18 protein-coding genes are annotated in these 13,872 nt (G+C 62.0%); 9 read left to right on the top strand and 9 right to left on the bottom strand.

The window, feature by feature from the left end; all coding sequences use genetic code 11:
• Nucleotides 1-179: 179 nt before the first annotated feature.
• The 6 genes from ACYSTU_RS21905 to ACYSTU_RS21880 all read right to left on the bottom strand — a co-directional run bounded on the left by ACYSTU_RS21905 (nucleotide 180) and on the right by ACYSTU_RS21880 (nucleotide 5,062).
• On the bottom strand, nucleotides 180-878 hold the full coding sequence (locus tag ACYSTU_RS21905; RefSeq protein WP_024014503.1) for an OmpW/AlkL family protein: 699 nt from the start codon (nucleotides 876-878) through the stop codon (nucleotides 180-182).
• Between the two features lie 221 nt (nucleotides 879-1,099).
• Nucleotides 1,100-1,618, bottom strand: coding sequence for a DUF3299 domain-containing protein (locus ACYSTU_RS21900; RefSeq protein ID WP_024014502.1), 519 nt, complete (start codon nucleotides 1,616-1,618; stop codon nucleotides 1,100-1,102).
• Between the two features lie 11 nt (nucleotides 1,619-1,629).
• Nucleotides 1,630-2,895, bottom strand: coding sequence for an ABC transporter permease (locus ACYSTU_RS21895; protein WP_499001570.1), 1,266 nt, complete (start codon nucleotides 2,893-2,895; stop codon nucleotides 1,630-1,632).
• Nucleotide 2,896: 1 nt separating this feature from the next.
• Entirely contained in the window at nucleotides 2,897-3,607 is a 711-nt protein-coding gene (locus ACYSTU_RS21890; protein WP_038861205.1) for an ABC transporter ATP-binding protein, read from the bottom strand.
• Between the two features lie 139 nt (nucleotides 3,608-3,746).
• Nucleotides 3,747-4,340, bottom strand: coding sequence for a DUF2796 domain-containing protein (locus tag ACYSTU_RS21885; protein ID WP_499001566.1), 594 nt, complete (start codon nucleotides 4,338-4,340; stop codon nucleotides 3,747-3,749).
• A 155-nt stretch (nucleotides 4,341-4,495) separates the two neighbouring features.
• On the bottom strand, nucleotides 4,496-5,062 hold the full coding sequence (locus ACYSTU_RS21880) for a hypothetical protein (protein ID WP_071173727.1): 567 nt from the start codon (nucleotides 5,060-5,062) through the stop codon (nucleotides 4,496-4,498).
• 128 nt (nucleotides 5,063-5,190) lie between these two features.
• Here ACYSTU_RS21880 and ACYSTU_RS21875 point away from each other — a divergent pair, with 128 nt between their 5' ends.
• Nucleotides 5,191-5,550 (top strand): hypothetical protein, encoded by a 360-nt coding sequence (locus ACYSTU_RS21875; protein ID WP_499001563.1) that lies wholly within the window; start codon nucleotides 5,191-5,193, stop codon nucleotides 5,548-5,550.
• A gap of 4 nt (nucleotides 5,551-5,554) precedes the next feature.
• Here the strand turns inward: ACYSTU_RS21875 and trxA are convergent, their stop codons facing one another.
• The 3 genes from trxA to ACYSTU_RS21860 form a co-directional block, all read right to left on the bottom strand.
• Nucleotides 5,555-6,427 carry a thioredoxin gene (trxA, locus tag ACYSTU_RS21870; protein ID WP_016772977.1) on the bottom strand — a complete coding sequence of 291 codons (873 nt, stop codon included), beginning with the start codon at nucleotides 6,425-6,427 and terminating at the stop codon, nucleotides 5,555-5,557.
• A 204-nt stretch (nucleotides 6,428-6,631) separates the two neighbouring features.
• Nucleotides 6,632-7,285 (bottom strand): class I SAM-dependent methyltransferase, encoded by a 654-nt coding sequence (locus ACYSTU_RS21865; protein ID WP_499001560.1) that lies wholly within the window; start codon nucleotides 7,283-7,285, stop codon nucleotides 6,632-6,634.
• The gene (locus ACYSTU_RS21860; protein WP_071173724.1) at nucleotides 7,282-7,746 is read right to left on the bottom strand and encodes a YbaY family lipoprotein; all 465 of its coding nucleotides are present in this window, start codon (nucleotides 7,744-7,746) and stop codon (nucleotides 7,282-7,284) included. The genes ACYSTU_RS21865 and ACYSTU_RS21860 overlap by 4 nt, the downstream gene beginning before the upstream one ends.
• A 128-nt stretch (nucleotides 7,747-7,874) precedes the next feature.
• Between ACYSTU_RS21860 and nrdR the strand changes: the two genes are divergently transcribed.
• From nrdR to ACYSTU_RS21820, 8 genes are all read left to right on the top strand, one after another.
• Nucleotides 7,875-8,339: a transcriptional regulator NrdR gene (nrdR, locus tag ACYSTU_RS21855; protein WP_007910946.1), complete on the top strand. Its 465-nt coding sequence runs from the start codon at nucleotides 7,875-7,877 to the stop codon at nucleotides 8,337-8,339.
• Nucleotides 8,336-9,469: a bifunctional diaminohydroxyphosphoribosylaminopyrimidine deaminase/5-amino-6-(5-phosphoribosylamino)uracil reductase RibD gene (ribD, locus tag ACYSTU_RS21850; protein WP_499001556.1), complete on the top strand. Its 1,134-nt coding sequence runs from the start codon at nucleotides 8,336-8,338 to the stop codon at nucleotides 9,467-9,469. The genes nrdR and ribD overlap by 4 nt, the downstream gene beginning before the upstream one ends.
• Before the next feature lie 47 nt (nucleotides 9,470-9,516).
• A complete protein-coding gene (locus ACYSTU_RS21845) occupies nucleotides 9,517-10,179 on the top strand; it encodes a riboflavin synthase (RefSeq protein ID WP_016772981.1) in 663 nt (220 codons plus the stop codon).
• 21 nt (nucleotides 10,180-10,200) lie between these two features.
• Entirely contained in the window at nucleotides 10,201-11,292 is a 1,092-nt protein-coding gene (gene ribBA / locus ACYSTU_RS21840; RefSeq protein WP_039761895.1) for a bifunctional 3,4-dihydroxy-2-butanone-4-phosphate synthase/GTP cyclohydrolase II, read from the top strand.
• Nucleotides 11,293-11,382: 90 nt separating this feature from the next.
• Complete coding sequence (gene ribH / locus ACYSTU_RS21835) at nucleotides 11,383-11,859, top strand: 6,7-dimethyl-8-ribityllumazine synthase (RefSeq protein WP_003228649.1); 477 nt, start codon at nucleotides 11,383-11,385, stop codon at nucleotides 11,857-11,859.
• Entirely contained in the window at nucleotides 11,856-12,356 is a 501-nt protein-coding gene (gene nusB / locus ACYSTU_RS21830) for a transcription antitermination factor NusB (protein WP_024014489.1), read from the top strand. The genes ribH and nusB overlap by 4 nt, the downstream gene beginning before the upstream one ends.
• Nucleotides 12,357-12,383: 27 nt before the next feature.
• Nucleotides 12,384-13,349: a thiamine-phosphate kinase gene (thiL, locus tag ACYSTU_RS21825; protein ID WP_110646078.1), complete on the top strand. Its 966-nt coding sequence runs from the start codon at nucleotides 12,384-12,386 to the stop codon at nucleotides 13,347-13,349.
• Entirely contained in the window at nucleotides 13,346-13,849 is a 504-nt protein-coding gene (locus ACYSTU_RS21820) for a phosphatidylglycerophosphatase A family protein (protein WP_039761886.1), read from the top strand. The genes thiL and ACYSTU_RS21820 overlap by 4 nt, the downstream gene beginning before the upstream one ends.
• Nucleotides 13,850-13,872: the final 23 nt, after the last annotated feature.

Below are 13,872 nucleotides of genomic sequence, written 5' to 3'. Positions count from 1 at the left end.
AGCACCAAATGAAAAAGGCGCCTTTTTCAACAGGCGCCTTTTTCACGGCCGGAATATTGCTATCCCTGTGGCGAGGGGATGTTATCCCCCGATCGACTGCGTACGGTCTTCGTCAGGTCTGTGCCTGCCCGCCACCAAGCCTCATTCACCACCACGTGAACGTTCAGTAAAAAATCGACTTAGAACTTATAGCCCAGACCGACCATGTAGATGAACGGATCGACGTCCACATTTACCCGCGCGCGGGTGCCGGGGGCGACGGCGTTGTTCTCGACGGTCGCGCGGGTGTCGATATCGATGTAGCGCACCTGGGCGTTGAGCATGATGTTGTCGGTGATCATGTAGTCGGCGCCGACCTGCCAGGCCAGGCCCCAGGAGTTTTTCGCCTTGAAGTTGCTGAAGCCGTTGGCGCTGGCTTCGCTGCCGACGTGTTCGTCGTAGATCCAGGTGTAGTTGATGCCACCACCCACATACGGCTGGAAGGCCGATTTCGAATCCAGCGGGTAGTAGACCACGCTGAGGGTCGGCGGCAGGTGCTTCAACGTGCCGAGCTTGCCGTTGGCGGCGGGCAGGGCGGTGCCCTTGAGCTTGACGTCATGCTCGAACGGCGTGGCTGCCAGCAGTTCGATACCGATGTTGTTGGTGAGCATGTAGGCGAAGTTCAGGCCCAGTTGGGTGTCGCTGCTCATGGTCGCCTTGCCGCCCAGATTGGTGCCGCTCAGCGGACCCTGGTCGACCTTGACGCTGGAGCTGTCGGCCTTCGGGTTGACGGTGATCGCACCGGCGCGCACGAGGATGTCACCGGCTTCGTGGGCGTGGGCGAGCGGGGCTGCGAGCGCGAGGGCAAACAGCGGGGCGCTGAGCAAGGACTTGTTCATGGGGGCTCCGAAAGGACATAAAAATTCGATGTCCTAGGGTACGAAGCCGTCTGATACGGTGTTTTGACTCAGCTCAATGAAACAGTGAAGGGGCTGGGTTTCTGTGAAACCTTTGAAGTCCTATTCGCGAGCAGGCTCGCTCCCACCTTGGAATGTGATCACCTGTGGGAGCGAGCCTGCTCGCGAAGACGATAGACCAGCCAATACAAAACTACCGGGAATTACTCCGGCAGTTCATACGCATAAATCTTCTCCGCCTCCATCTGATACCCGGCATCGGCCAGCTCACTGCTCGAGGCTTTCACCTGCAACGGTCCTTCAACCCAGTACGGCTGATACAGCTCATCAAGCTTCACGCCCAGTTCGCTTTTCACATGGACGATCTGGTTCGACGGCGGTGGCGGTACGTGGATGCAGGCGCCGAAATACGGCACCAGCAAAAAGTCCGTGGTGCGCCCCTCTTCGCTGACTTCCAGCGGCACGATGTAACCGGGCAGGCGAATGTTCTGCCCGTCGAGGCTCTTCACTACCGGTGCGTTGGGCATGTCCTGCTTGGCCGCCGGCGCGGACTCGGCAGAGAGTGCGTCGCCCATCTTCGACAGGTCGTGCAGCGGGGTCATGTTCGGCACTTCCGGCGCGGCGTCCGGCGGGATCATTTCCGACCAGGTCAGGTCTTTCGGCGCCGCTGCCCACACGGGCAGGGCGACCAGCATCAGCAGCGCAAGCAGGGCGCGGGGCATGGTGAACATCCTCATAAACGGATCGACAGGCCATCGGCCAATGATTGGCGATACGCGCGCCAGGCCGGCACGCTGCCCATCAGCAGCGCGGCCGCCAGAATGCCACCGAGCAGCGTCCATTCATACTCGCTCGGCCATGCCAGCGGCAGATACAAACCGTAATTGGCCTGCACGTACCCTTGCGCAGCGGCGATGCCGATGTACAGCAACGCCAGCCCGGCAATCACCCCGGTCAGCGCCAGGGCGAAAGCTTCCAGCACCAGCAGACTTGCGATGTGCCACGGCCGCGCGCCCACCGAACGCAGAATCGCCATCTCGCGGCGACGTTCGTTGAGGCTGGTGAGAATCGCCGTGAGCATGCCGATCAGCCCGGTCAGCACAACGAACAGCGAGACCACGAACAAGGCTTTCTCGGCCGTGCTCATCAGGCTCCACAATTCCTGCAAGGCCACGCCCGGCAGGATCGCCAGCATCGGTTCGCCACGGTACTCGTTGATCTCGCGCTGCAAGGCAAAGGTGGAAATCTTGCTGTTGAGGCCGAGCATGAACGCGGTGATCGCTTGCGGGGTCAGGTCCATGTTGCGCGCCTGATCAGCGCTGATCCGCCCGTTGCCGCGCGCCGGCACACCGTTGTGCCAGTCGATGTGGATCGCCTCCATGCCGCCGAGGCTGATGTGCAGCGTGCGGTCCACCGGGGTGCCGGTACGCTGGAGAATGCCGACCACGGTGAAGGGTTTGTCGTCGTGCTTGACCAGGCTGATCGCCGCCACGCCGTGGGCCAGTACCAGTTTGTCGCCGAGCTTGTAGCGCAGCGCTTCGGCGACTTCGGCACCGAGCACCACTTCGAAAGGATCGGTGGCAAACGCGCGACCGTCGGCCAGCGCCAGGTGTTGCTGGCGCCCGTACTGGTAGTGCTCGAAGTAGGCTTCGGTGGTGCCCATCACGCGATAGCCGCGATGGGAGTCGCCGAGGGACATGGGGATTGCCCACTTCACTTTCGGGTTGTTGGCGAAGTGTTCAAAGCTGTCCCAACGGATGTTGTTGGTAGCGTTGCCGATGCGGAACACCGAATACAGCAGCAGGTTTACCGACCCCGAACGAGCACCGACGATCAGGTCAGTGCCGCTGATGGTACTGGCGAAACTGGCCTTGGCTTCGGTGCGCACGCGCTCGACAGCGAGCAGCAGGCACACCGAAAGAGCAATGGCGAAAGCGGTGAGCAGTGCGGTGAAGCGGCGGTTGGCCAGGCTGGCCATGGCCAGACGAAACAGATACATCTCAGACCTCGGCGGACGTGGCGGCGCGATTGAGTTCGGCCAGGGACAGATGACGGTCGAACAGCGGCGCCAGGCTCTGGTCGTGGCTGACGAACAACAGACTCGATCCGGCCTCGCGGCACTCGGCAAACAGCAGGCGAATGAAGTTCTCGCGGGCGTCGTAATCCAGTGCCGAGGTCGGTTCGTCGGCGATCACCAACTCCGGTTGGCCGATCAACGCGCGGGCGGCAGCGACCCGTTGTTGCTGGCCGATGGACAAGGAGTCGGCGCGGCGACTGAGCAGGCTTTCGTCCTTCAGACCCAAGTGCGCGAGCAGGGTGGCGGCGGCCTGATCGACGCTGCCGTGGCGCTGTTTCGCCCGTTGCGCACGCAGTTTCGAGAAGTGACACGGCAACTCAACGTTCTCGCGCACCGAGAGAAACGGCAGCAGGTTGAATTGCTGGAAAATGTAACCGGTGTGATCGACGCGAAACGTATCGCGCTTGCCGGCAGAGAGCTCGGTCAGCTCCTGGCCGAGCAGGCGAATGCTGCCGCGACCGGGCTTCTGCACCCCTCCGAGCAGGCCGAGCAGGGTGGTCTTGCCGCTGCCGCTGGGGCCTTTGAGAAACAGGGTTTCGCCGGCTTCCAGACGAAACGCCGGGATGTCCAGCAGCGGCGGGTGACCGGGCCAGTTGAAGCCAAGGTCGGAAAGTTCGATGAGTGCTTGGGTCATGGCACCGATTTTCATGAAGTGAACACATAACCCTGTGGGAGCGAGCCTGCTCGCGAAAGCGCTGGGTCAGATACCCACATGTCAACTGACACGCCGCCTTCGCGAGCAGGCTCGCTCCCACAGGGGATTTCGGTGGATCCTAGAATTTCAGCGCAGCTGACTTGGCCGTCACTTCGGTACCTTGCTGGCCGGTCGCGCTGATCAGTTGTACCTGAATCTTCTGCGTCGCCGGGAAGGTCTTGAAGATGTTCGTCAGGTTCAGCGTGGTCAGTGCCCCCGGTGTGGAGCAGCTGAATTGGTAATGCGCATGGATTTCGCTGTGGTCGTGGTGATGCTCGTGACCGTCCTTGTCCGCTTCATCTTCGTCGTGATTGTCGGCGTCCGGTTTGTCGCCGAACAGCGGGCTTTCCAGTTCCTGACTGACCACCTTGCAGCCGGCCGCAGCGGGCAGGCTGAACAGAGCCAATGGTTTTTCCAGTTGCGCCCGAGCGGCAGCGACTTTGGCCTTGTCGGCATCCGACGTGGCGGCGTGTTCAAAACCGACCAGATTCATCGCCGGGCTTTCCAGCTCCAGCTCCAGGGTCTGACCATCGAGCGCGGCGTTCAGGCGACCCACACCATGTTCGTGAGCGCCGAGGCTGCCGTGCTCATGATCATGATCGTGCTCATCAACCGCATGGGCAGCGGCCAGCGGCAACAGGGCAAACGGCAAAGCGAGCAACAGACGACGCATGACGGACTCCGAGAAAAATGAAAAGTTTGTTATGTAATCTTATAACGAAAGTCCGCAGAGTGTGCCCGTGCGCTTGAGATTGCGCAAGACATGGCTAAGCACTGCCCGGGATGAGTTCGCGGGCGGTGCTGGGATTGGATGTCATGCTTGCAGAATCAGAAGCCTGCGCCGGGATAGTCGAACCAATAGTGTCCCGAAAGAACATCGTTGATCAGATTTGCGTCGAGCACGCTCGGCGCATCGCGACTGAAACGCTGTCGCCAAGCCGGAAGCCACCAGTAGTTGATGGCTGTTCCGCGCGGAAATACCACCAGAGTCAGCACCTCCTTATCCATTTTGCCCTGCGTGTAGAGTTGATGACTGCGATCCATCAGGGCCATGTACTGGTCGATTGGCAGTCTGAACATAAGTGCCATGGTGAAGATTTTTTCACTCTGACTGAACGCCGGACTCTGGAGTACCCGCAATGCTTCGCAAGTGTGTGAATTCGGTTGACTCGCTATGCTCTGGCCTTCGGGGGTTGAAAGTATGTCGAAACGATCATCCATGTCTCGCCAGTCGGTCCGGCTATTGCGCTCAAAGTAATCACGAATAACAAGGGTCAGTGGACCTGCAGTTTCCCCGTCAGCGGGACAAGCCGAAAGATCGGCAGGCAACCAGATGCGCCATGCCACGATGAGCAAGAGTGGGGTCATCAATAGGGCGTAGTAACTTCGTTTCATTACAGGGTGCTGTGAGAAAAAGGACACTGTAGATGAATGCTCGATAACCGCCACACTGGACAACGTCGCTTGGCGTTGCACAAGTCCCATGGGAGCATGCAGGTCAGAAAAATGCAGGAGCGAACTTGATGTTGCGGATACGCGGAACGGTCGGCGAGGTGCCGGTGGATTTGACGGTGGAGCTGGATGACAGCGATTGGGCGAGGCTCGGTTCGGCGCTGAGCGGGCAGGCGCCGATTGCGCAGTCTGAGGCAGTGGCGTCGGCCCCGGCGGCGAAGCCGGTGAATCAGGATGATGCGCTGTGGCAGGTGGCCAAAGACTTGTTGCGCAACGCCGGGCAACTTAGCGGGCCGGATCTGCTCGATCAGTTGGAGGCGCTCACCGGCAGTGCGGTAGCGGGCAAGCGTTTGCTCGTGCGTTTGCGCCACAGTGCCGATGTGAAAGTGGCGAGCGGCGGGGATACGCCGCTCTATAGCTGGATCAGGTGAGGCCTTAATACAGCGCCGCAAACACTTTGCGACGGTAAGCCGTCACCAACGGATGATCATTGCCCAGCAGCTCGAACACCTGCAGCAAGGTCTTGTGCGGCAAGCCTTCGCCGTAGCTGCGGTTGCGGATGAACAGTTTGAGCAAGGCGTCCAGCGCCGCTTCGTATTGCTGGCGCGCCAGTTGCTGGATCGCCAGTTGGTACACCGCTTCATCGTCCTGTGGATTTTGCGCCAGGCGGCTTTTCAGGTCGGCGGCGTCCGGCAGGTCGCGGGCGAGGCCGAGGAACTGGATCTGCGCCTTGGCCCCGGCGAGTGCGGCTTTGTGCTCATCGCTCTTGACCGCGTCGAGCACGGTTTGCGCTTCGCCCAGCTCACCGCGCTCGGTCAGGCAGCGTGCGTAAAGGATCAGCGCTTTGGCGTTGGTATTGTCTTCATTGAGAATGGTCACCAGCACCGCTTCCGCCTCGGCGAAGTGGCCTTCGTCGAACATCGCCTGAGCCTGTTCGAACGGGTCGGCAGCGGCCGGTGGCGGCATCTGCACATGCGGTTCCAGCAGCGCGCGCACGGCGGATTCCGGTTGTGCCCCGGCAAAGCCGTCGACCGGCTGACCGTCCTTGAACAGCACCACGGTCGGCAGGCTGCGAATGCCGAAGCGGGCGACGATGTCCTGCTCGATGTCGCAGTTGACCTTGGCCAGCAGCAACTCGCCCTGATAGCTCTCGGCAATGCCCTGCAGCATCGGCATCAACGCCTTGCACGGCGCACACCATTCGGCCCAGAAATCCACCAGCACCGGTTTGTTGAAGGAGGCTTCGATCACCGACTGGTCGAAATCGGCAGTCGTGGCGTCGAAGATGTACGGCGTTTGCTGACTCATGGGGGATCTCGTCGAAGAAGCTTGGAATGGGGCAACTATACGGCTTGGTGGGGGGGGGCCGGAAGCGGGGCGGGTTTTGAGATATGTGTCGCCTGGAAGGACGCTATCGCGGGCAAGCCCGCTCCCACAGTGTTTTGGGTATTACACAAAATCTGCGGACGACTTCAGACCCTGTGGGAGCGGGCTTGCCCGCGATGCTTTTAGCTAGCGCCGCGCATGGTAGAGGCTGACATGTCTGAATTCCTCAGGCTCGGCCAGATCCGGCAAGGTCATCGCCTCGAGCATTTCAATTCGCTCATACAACGGATGACGAAAATCCCGCACCCGTGAATCCGCCACCAGCGCCTCGCGGCCGCGAGTGAGAAACGCGTCGAGCAGCGGCAGGTTGGCCCGGTCATACAACACGTCCGCCACCAGAATCAGATCGAAGCGATCGGCCTCGGCAAAGAAATGCGTCGAGTAGCTCATCTGCACATCGTTGAGCTCGGCGTTCGCCTTGCACGCGGCGATCGCCAACGGATCGAGATCGCAGGCCACCACTTCCAGCGCCCCGGCCTTCACCGCCGCGATGCCGGCGATCCCGGAGCCGGCGCCGAAATCCAGCACGCGCTTGCCGCGCACCCAGTCGGGAAACTGTGCCAGATAACGCGCCACGGCCAAGCCGCTGGCCCAGCAAAAACTCCAATACGGCGGTTCATGCAGGATGCGCTGGGTTTCTTCCTGGCTGAATTCGCGGGCCATGTTGTCGCCGTCGATCAGCCACAGCTGCAAATCAGTGCCCGGCAACGCACAGGCTTTCAGTCTGGCGTCGCCGAGCAATTCCCCCAAGGCCTGTTGCAGGTCGAGCGGTGCTGTCATGGCGCTTTGACGAATTGCAGCTGGCCCAAAGCCTGAGTGGTCGGTTGAGTGATGGTCTGCGACGGCAGGTGCAGAATCAGTTGCCCGGACTGGCTGGCGCGACCGCGCAGCTCAACCCGTGCGCCGGCCGGAAATGCCTCGGGGTTGAAGCGCAGATGAAACGGCAGGATCTGGTTGTTGCCGATCAGGCTGGAACTGGCGAGCAATTGTTGCGGGCGGTCCTTTTCATCAATCACCAGCAGCGCCAATTCGACTTCGGCGCCGGTTGGCACGCCTTGCAGGGTGCCGCTCAATTCGCGCTGATGGGCTGGCAGCGGGCCGAGTTCGGCGGCCTCTTTGGCTTTTTTCTGCGCCTGTTGCGGCGCGGGGCCCGGCGTCGGCGGTTGCGGCTTGGGTGCGTCGCTGCCACAGGCCACCAGCAGGCTGAAAAGACTGAGCAGAACAAGCGGACGTAACGGCATTGGAGGCTCCGGCAGAATGAATTCCATGGATCAGACGATCATGCCGTTCTGTATACCGCAAAGCCTATGGCTTGTCTTGCCACGGGGATGCGCTACCATGGCCCTCCCATTTTTTGTTGCCAGCCACCATGCACTGTCCCTTCTGCGGTGCCAACGACACCAAGGTCATCGACTCGCGTCTGGTCGCCGAGGGCGAACAGGTGCGCCGCCGGCGTGAATGCCTGGCCTGCGGCGAACGTTTCACGACGTTCGAGACGGCCGAACTGGTGTTGCCGCGCCTGATCAAAACCGACGGCAGCCGCCAACCGTTCGACGAAGAAAAACTCCGCGCCGGCATGCAACGCGCGCTGGAGAAACGTCCGGTCAGCGTCGAGCGCCTCGAATCCTCTCTGGTCCATATCAAGCACAAGCTGCGCGCCACCGGCGAACGCGAGGTCAAATCCCTCGTGGTCGGCGAGCTGGTGATGGCCGAGCTGCAAAAGCTTGATGAAGTCGCCTATATCCGTTTTGCCTCGGTGTACAAGCGCTTCCAGGACCTCAATGAATTCCGCGAAGAGATCGACCGCCTCGCCCGCGAACCGGTGAAAGAATGACCACCGCCGCCGAGCAGGCGATCCTCGACGCGCATTTCATGGCCCGCGCGCTGGAACTGGCGCGCAAAGGCCACTACACCACCCATCCCAATCCGCGAGTCGGTTGCGTGGTGGTGCGTGACGGCCAGATTGTCGGCGAAGGCTGGCATGAGCGCGCCGGCGAACCCCATGCCGAAGTCCACGCCCTGCGCGCCGCTGGCGAGCAGGCCCGGGGCGCAACGGCTTATGTGACCCTCGAACCTTGCAGCCACCACGGGCGCACGCCGCCGTGTGCCGATGCCTTGGTGACCGCTGGCGTTGCCCGGGTCGTGGCGGCGATGCGTGATCCCAATCCGCAAGTCGCCGGGCGCGGTTTGCAGCGCCTGGCCGAGGCCGGTATCGCCACTGAAAGTGGTGTGCTGGAGGGCGAAGCACGCAAGCTCAATCAAGGTTTTCTGAAACGCATGGAGCATGGCTTGCCATTCGTGCGGGTCAAGCTGGCCATGAGCCTCGACGGTCGCACAGCGACGGAAAGCGGCGAGAGCCAATGGATCACCGGCCCGGCGGCGCGTTCAGCGGTACAGCGTTTGCGCGCTGAGGCGGCAGTAGTGCTGACCGGCGCCGACACGGTGCTGGCCGATGGCGCACGCTTGACCGTGCGCGCGGACGAACTCGGTCTGGACAGTGAGCAAACCGCGCTGGCCATGAGTCGCCCGCCATTGCGCGTGTTGATCGACGGCCGCCTGCGGGTGCCGCTGGATGCGCCGTTCTTCAAGGCCGGGCCGGCGCTGGTCGCCACCTGTGTCGCGGTCGAGGAGCAATATGCCAATGGCCCGGAATGCCTGATCGTGCCGGGTGACGACGGCCAGGTCGATCTGCATCAATTGCTCATCGAACTGGCCAGCCGTGGCACCAACGAGGTGCTGGTCGAGGCCGGGCCGCGTCTGGCCGGCGCCTTTGCGCAACTGGGGCTGGTCGACGAATTCGTAATCTTCATTGCCGGCAAATTCCTCGGCTCCACGGCGCGTCCGCTGCTCGACTGGCCGCTGGCGCAGATGAAAGATGCGCCGGAACTGAAAATCACTGAAATCCGAGCGGTGGGCGATGACTGGCGGGTCACTGCGATCCCTGTCCCTTCAGCCCGCGTATAATTCCCGGCCATTGCGTTAGCGCTGGCCTCGTTCTCAAGGAGAACCCCATGTTCACCGGCATCATCGAATCCATCGGCAGTATCCGCGCACTGACCCCAAAGGGCGGTGATGTGCGGGTGCACGTCGCAACCGGCAAGCTCGATCTGAGTGACGTCAAACTCGGCGACAGCATCGCGGTCAACGGCGTTTGCCTGACCGCCGTCGAGTTGCCGGGCGACGGCTTTGCCGCCGACGTCAGCCGCGAAACCCTCGATTGCACCGCCATGAATGACCTGAAAAGCGGCAGCCCGGTCAATCTGGAAAAAGCCCTGACCCCGACCACTCGCCTCGGCGGGCATCTGGTCAGCGGTCATGTCGATGGCGTCGGTGAAGTGGTCTCGCGCAGCGACAATGCCCGCGCCGTGGAATTTCGCATCCGCGCGCCGAAGGAACTGGCCAAGTACATCGCCCACAAAGGCTCGATCACCGTCGACGGCACCAGCCTGACCGTGAACGAAGTCGATGGCGCCGAATTCATGCTGACGATCATTCCGCACACCCTCAGCGAAACCATCATGGCTTCATACAAGCCGGGCCGCCGGGTGAATCTGGAAGTCGACCTGCTGGCGCGTTATCTGGAGCGTCTGCTGCTGGGCGACAAGGCCGCCGAGAAGACCGCCGGCAGCACCATCACCGAAAGCTTTCTGGCCCAAAACGGCTACCTCAAATAATTCAAAAGAAGGGGGTGCCTTGTGGCGCTCAATAGCATCGAAGAACTGGTTGAAGACATCCGCCAAGGCAAGATGGTCATCCTCATGGATGACGAAGACCGCGAGAACGAAGGCGACCTGATCATGGCCGCCGAATGCTGCCAGGCCGAACACATCAACTTCATGGCCAAGCACGCCCGTGGCCTGATCTGCATGCCGATGAGCCGCGAGCGCTGCGAACTGTTGAAGCTGCCACTGATGGCGCCGCGCAACGGTTCCGGTTTCGGCACCAAGTTCACCGTTTCGATCGAAGCTGCCGAAGGCGTGACCACCGGCATCTCCGCCGCTGACCGTGCGCGCACCGTGCAAGCGGCTGCCGCCAAAGACGCCAAGGCTGAAGATATCGTCAGCCCGGGCCACATTTTCCCGCTGATGGCCCAGGCCGGCGGCACCCTCGCTCGCGCCGGCCACACCGAAGCCGCTTGCGACCTGGCGCGCATGGCCGGTTTCGAGCCGAGCGGAGTGATCTGCGAAGTGATGAACGACGACGGCACCATGTCCCGTCGCGCTGAACTCGAAGCATTCGCCGCCGAACACAACATCAAGATCGGCACCATCGCCGACCTGATCCACTACCGGATGATCCACGAACGTACCGTTCAGCGGATTGCCGAGCAGCCGCTGGACAGCGAACTGGGCCAATTCAACCTGGTGACCTATCGTGATTCGGTGGAAGGCGACGTGCACATGGCCCTGACGCTGGGCACTGTCTGCGCTGAAGAACCGACGCTGGTTCGCGTGCACAACATGGACCCGCTGCGCGATCTGCTGATGGTCAAGCAACCGGGCCGCTGGAGCCTGCGCGCCGCCATGGCTGCGGTCGCCGAGGCTGGCAGCGGTGTGGTGCTGCTGCTCGGTCACCCGCTCGATGGCGACGTGCTGCTGGCGCATATCCGTGAAACCGGTGAGCAGGCAGCGCCGAAAAAACCGACCACCTACAGCATTGTCGGTGCCGGTTCGCAGATCCTGCGTGACCTCGGCGTGCGCAAAATGCGCTTGATGTCGGCACCAATGAAATTCAATGCGATATCCGGTTTCGATCTGGAAGTTGTAGAATACGTGCCCTCCGAATAATGACCGGCTGTTTCCGGACTCCGATTCGCGGCAAATAATCACTGAGGGACGCGTAGCAGACGCGTCCCGGCTCTTTAAGAGAACTGACGAATGACCCTGAAGACCATCGAAGGTACCTTCATCGCCCCCAAAGGCCGCTACGCTCTGGTAGTGGGCCGCTTCAACAGCTTCGTGGTTGAAAGCTTGGTCAGCGGTGCCGTTGATGCCCTGGTTCGCCACGGCGTGAGCGAAAGCGACATCACCATCATCCGCGCACCGGGCGCCTTCGAAATCCCGCTGGTTGCGCAGAAAGTTGCCCAGAAAGGCGAGTTCGCAGCCATCATCGCCCTTGGCGCGGTCATTCGTGGCGGTACTCCGCACTTCGAATACGTGGCTGGCGAGTGCACCAAAGGCCTGGCCCAGGTCTCCATGGAATTCGGCGTACCGGTCGCCTTCGGCGTGCTGACCGTCGACTCCATCGAGCAAGCCATCGAACGTTCCGGCACCAAGGCCGGTAACAAAGGTGCCGAAGCTGCCCTGTCCGCTCTGGAAATGGTCAGCCTGCTGGCGCAGTTGGAGGCCAAGTGATTAGCGACGAAAGCGATCGTTTCAACCCACGCGATCCGAAACCTGCGGATGCCGGCAAGCCGTCGAAGAGCGCCAAGCGTCGCGAAGCCCGTCAGCTCGCGACCCAGGCGCTGTACCAGTGGCACATGGCTCGGCAATCGCTGAACGAGATCGAAGCGCAGTTTCGCGTTGATAACGATTTCACCGATGTCGACGGTGCCTACTTCCGTGAAATCCTTCACGGGGTTCCGCAGTTCAAGACCGAAATCGACACTGCCTTGACGCCTTGCCTGGATCTGGCGATCGAAGAGCTCGACCCGGTTGAACTGGCGGTTCTGCGCCTGTCGACCTGGGAACTGCTCAAGCGCGTCGACGTGCCATACCGCGTTGTGATCAACGAAGGTATCGAGCTGGCCAAGGTGTTCGGTTCGACCGACGGCCACAAGTTCGTCAACGGCGTGCTCGACAAGCTGGCCCCGCGCCTGCGTGAAGCTGAAGTGAAGGCGTTCAAGCGCTGATCGGCGCTTGAATACTTTTTCTCGGCCATGGGCGAGTTTGAGCTGATCCGCAATTTCTTCGCCGCCGCGCCTTGTGCGCAGGGCGGCGAAGGCGTTGCTCTGGGGATCGGCGACGACTGCGCCTTGCTGGCGGTTCCCGCTGGGGAACAGTTGGCGGTTTCTACCGATACGCTGGTGGCCGGTGTGCATTTCGCCGACCCCTGCGATCCGTTTCTGCTCGGTCAGCGCTCGCTGGCCGTCGCGGTCAGTGACCTGGCCGCCATGGGCGCCGCGCCCGTTGCCTTTACCCTTGCCCTGACCTTGCCGACGGTGACTGCCGATTGGCTGCAAGCCTATGCCCGGGGTTTGAACCGCATGGCGCAAAGCTGCGGCGTCGCGCTGGTCGGCGGCGATACCACGCGCGGACCGTTGAGCCTGACGGTCACCGTGTTCGGCCGCGTACCCGCTGGCCAGGCCTTGACCCGCAGCGGTGCGCAGGCCGGTGATCTGCTCTGCGTCGGCGGCGAACTGGGCAATGCCGCCGGCGCCTTGCCGCTGGTATTGGCCCAACGTGATGCCGAAGCGCATATCGCCCAGCCGCTGCTCGAGCATTACTGGTCGCCGCAGCCGCAACTGGCCCTCGGTCAGGCGCTGCGCGGCAAGGCTACGGCGGCGCTGGACATCTCCGATGGCCTGCTCGCCGATTGCGGGCATATCGCGCTGGCGTCGAAGGTGCGACTTGAGATTGAACGCGAGCGTGTACCGTTGTCGGATGCTTTAGTCGCGTTTCTCGGTCAGCGCGGTGCCGAGCGCGCGGCATTGAGCGGTGGTGATGATTACGTACTGGCCTTCACCTTGCCGTCCGCCGAGTTGCCGGCACTGTTGGCCGACGGCTGGCCGATCCATGTGATCGGGCGAGTGCTGCCGGGCCAGGGCGTGCTGCTGCTGGACCGCGACGGGCACGACATCACTCCGCAGATTCGCGGCTACCAACATTTTCAGGAGACACCGTGACAGATCACCCGAAACAGGTCCCTGCCGAATTCGTGCCTCCCTCGGTCTGGCGCAATCCGTGGCATTTCCTCGCGTTCGGCTTCGGCTCCGGCACCTTGCCAAAAGCGCCGGGCACGTGGGGCTCGCTGGTGGCGCTGCCGTTCATTCCGCTGTGGCAGATGCTGCCCGACTGGGGTTACTGGCTGATGCTCGGCATCACCATGCTGTTCGGCTTCTGGCTGTGCGGCAAAGTCGCTGACGATTTGCGCGTGCACGACCACGAAGGCATCGTCTGGGACGAAATGGTCGGCATGTGGATCACCCTGTGGCTGGTGCCGGAAGGCTGGTACTGGTTGCTCGCGGGTTTTCTGGTGTTCCGCTTCTTCGATATTCTCAAGCCGTGGCCGATCCGCTGGATCGACAAGCATGTGCATGGCGGCGTCGGCATCATGCTCGACGACGTGCTGGCCGGTGTGTTCGCCTGGCTGGCGATGCAAGGGCTGGTCTGGGTATTCGCCTGATTCGACTCACGTGAGGAAACACG

The sequence above is a fragment of the Pseudomonas glycinis genome (assembly GCF_054871425.1).
The sequence above is the reverse complement of the archived record's forward strand: the minus strand, read 5'-3'. Positions and strand labels throughout refer to the sequence as shown.

Bases quoted from the DNA above. Each gene is read 5' to 3' on its own strand.
- ACYSTU_RS21905 (WP_024014503.1), bottom strand. From the start codon at position 878: ATGAACAAGTCCTTGCTCAGCGCCCCGCTGTTTGCCCTCGCGCTCGCA.
- ACYSTU_RS21900 (WP_024014502.1), bottom strand. From the start codon at position 1,618: ATGCCCCGCGCCCTGCTTGCGCTGCTGATGCTGGTCGCCCTGCCCGTG.
- ACYSTU_RS21895 (WP_499001570.1), bottom strand. From the start codon at position 2,895: ATGTATCTGTTTCGTCTGGCCATGGCCAGCCTGGCCAACCGCCGCTTC.
- ACYSTU_RS21890 (WP_038861205.1), bottom strand. From the start codon at position 3,607: ATGACCCAAGCACTCATCGAACTTTCCGACCTTGGCTTCAACTGGCCC.
- ACYSTU_RS21885 (WP_499001566.1), bottom strand. From the start codon at position 4,340: ATGCGTCGTCTGTTGCTCGCTTTGCCGTTTGCCCTGTTGCCGCTGGCC.
- ACYSTU_RS21880 (WP_071173727.1), bottom strand. From the start codon at position 5,062: ATGAAACGAAGTTACTACGCCCTATTGATGACCCCACTCTTGCTCATC.
- ACYSTU_RS21875 (WP_499001563.1), top strand. From the start codon at position 5,191: ATGTTGCGGATACGCGGAACGGTCGGCGAGGTGCCGGTGGATTTGACG.
- trxA (WP_016772977.1), bottom strand. From the start codon at position 6,427: ATGAGTCAGCAAACGCCGTACATCTTCGACGCCACGACTGCCGATTTC.
- ACYSTU_RS21865 (WP_499001560.1), bottom strand. From the start codon at position 7,285: ATGACAGCACCGCTCGACCTGCAACAGGCCTTGGGGGAATTGCTCGGC.
- ACYSTU_RS21860 (WP_071173724.1), bottom strand. From the start codon at position 7,746: ATGCCGTTACGTCCGCTTGTTCTGCTCAGTCTTTTCAGCCTGCTGGTG.
- nrdR (WP_007910946.1), top strand. From the start codon at position 7,875: ATGCACTGTCCCTTCTGCGGTGCCAACGACACCAAGGTCATCGACTCG.
- ribD (WP_499001556.1), top strand. From the start codon at position 8,336: ATGACCACCGCCGCCGAGCAGGCGATCCTCGACGCGCATTTCATGGCC.
- ACYSTU_RS21845 (WP_016772981.1), top strand. From the start codon at position 9,517: ATGTTCACCGGCATCATCGAATCCATCGGCAGTATCCGCGCACTGACC.
- ribH (WP_003228649.1), top strand. From the start codon at position 11,383: ATGACCCTGAAGACCATCGAAGGTACCTTCATCGCCCCCAAAGGCCGC.
- thiL (WP_110646078.1), top strand. From the start codon at position 12,384: ATGGGCGAGTTTGAGCTGATCCGCAATTTCTTCGCCGCCGCGCCTTGT.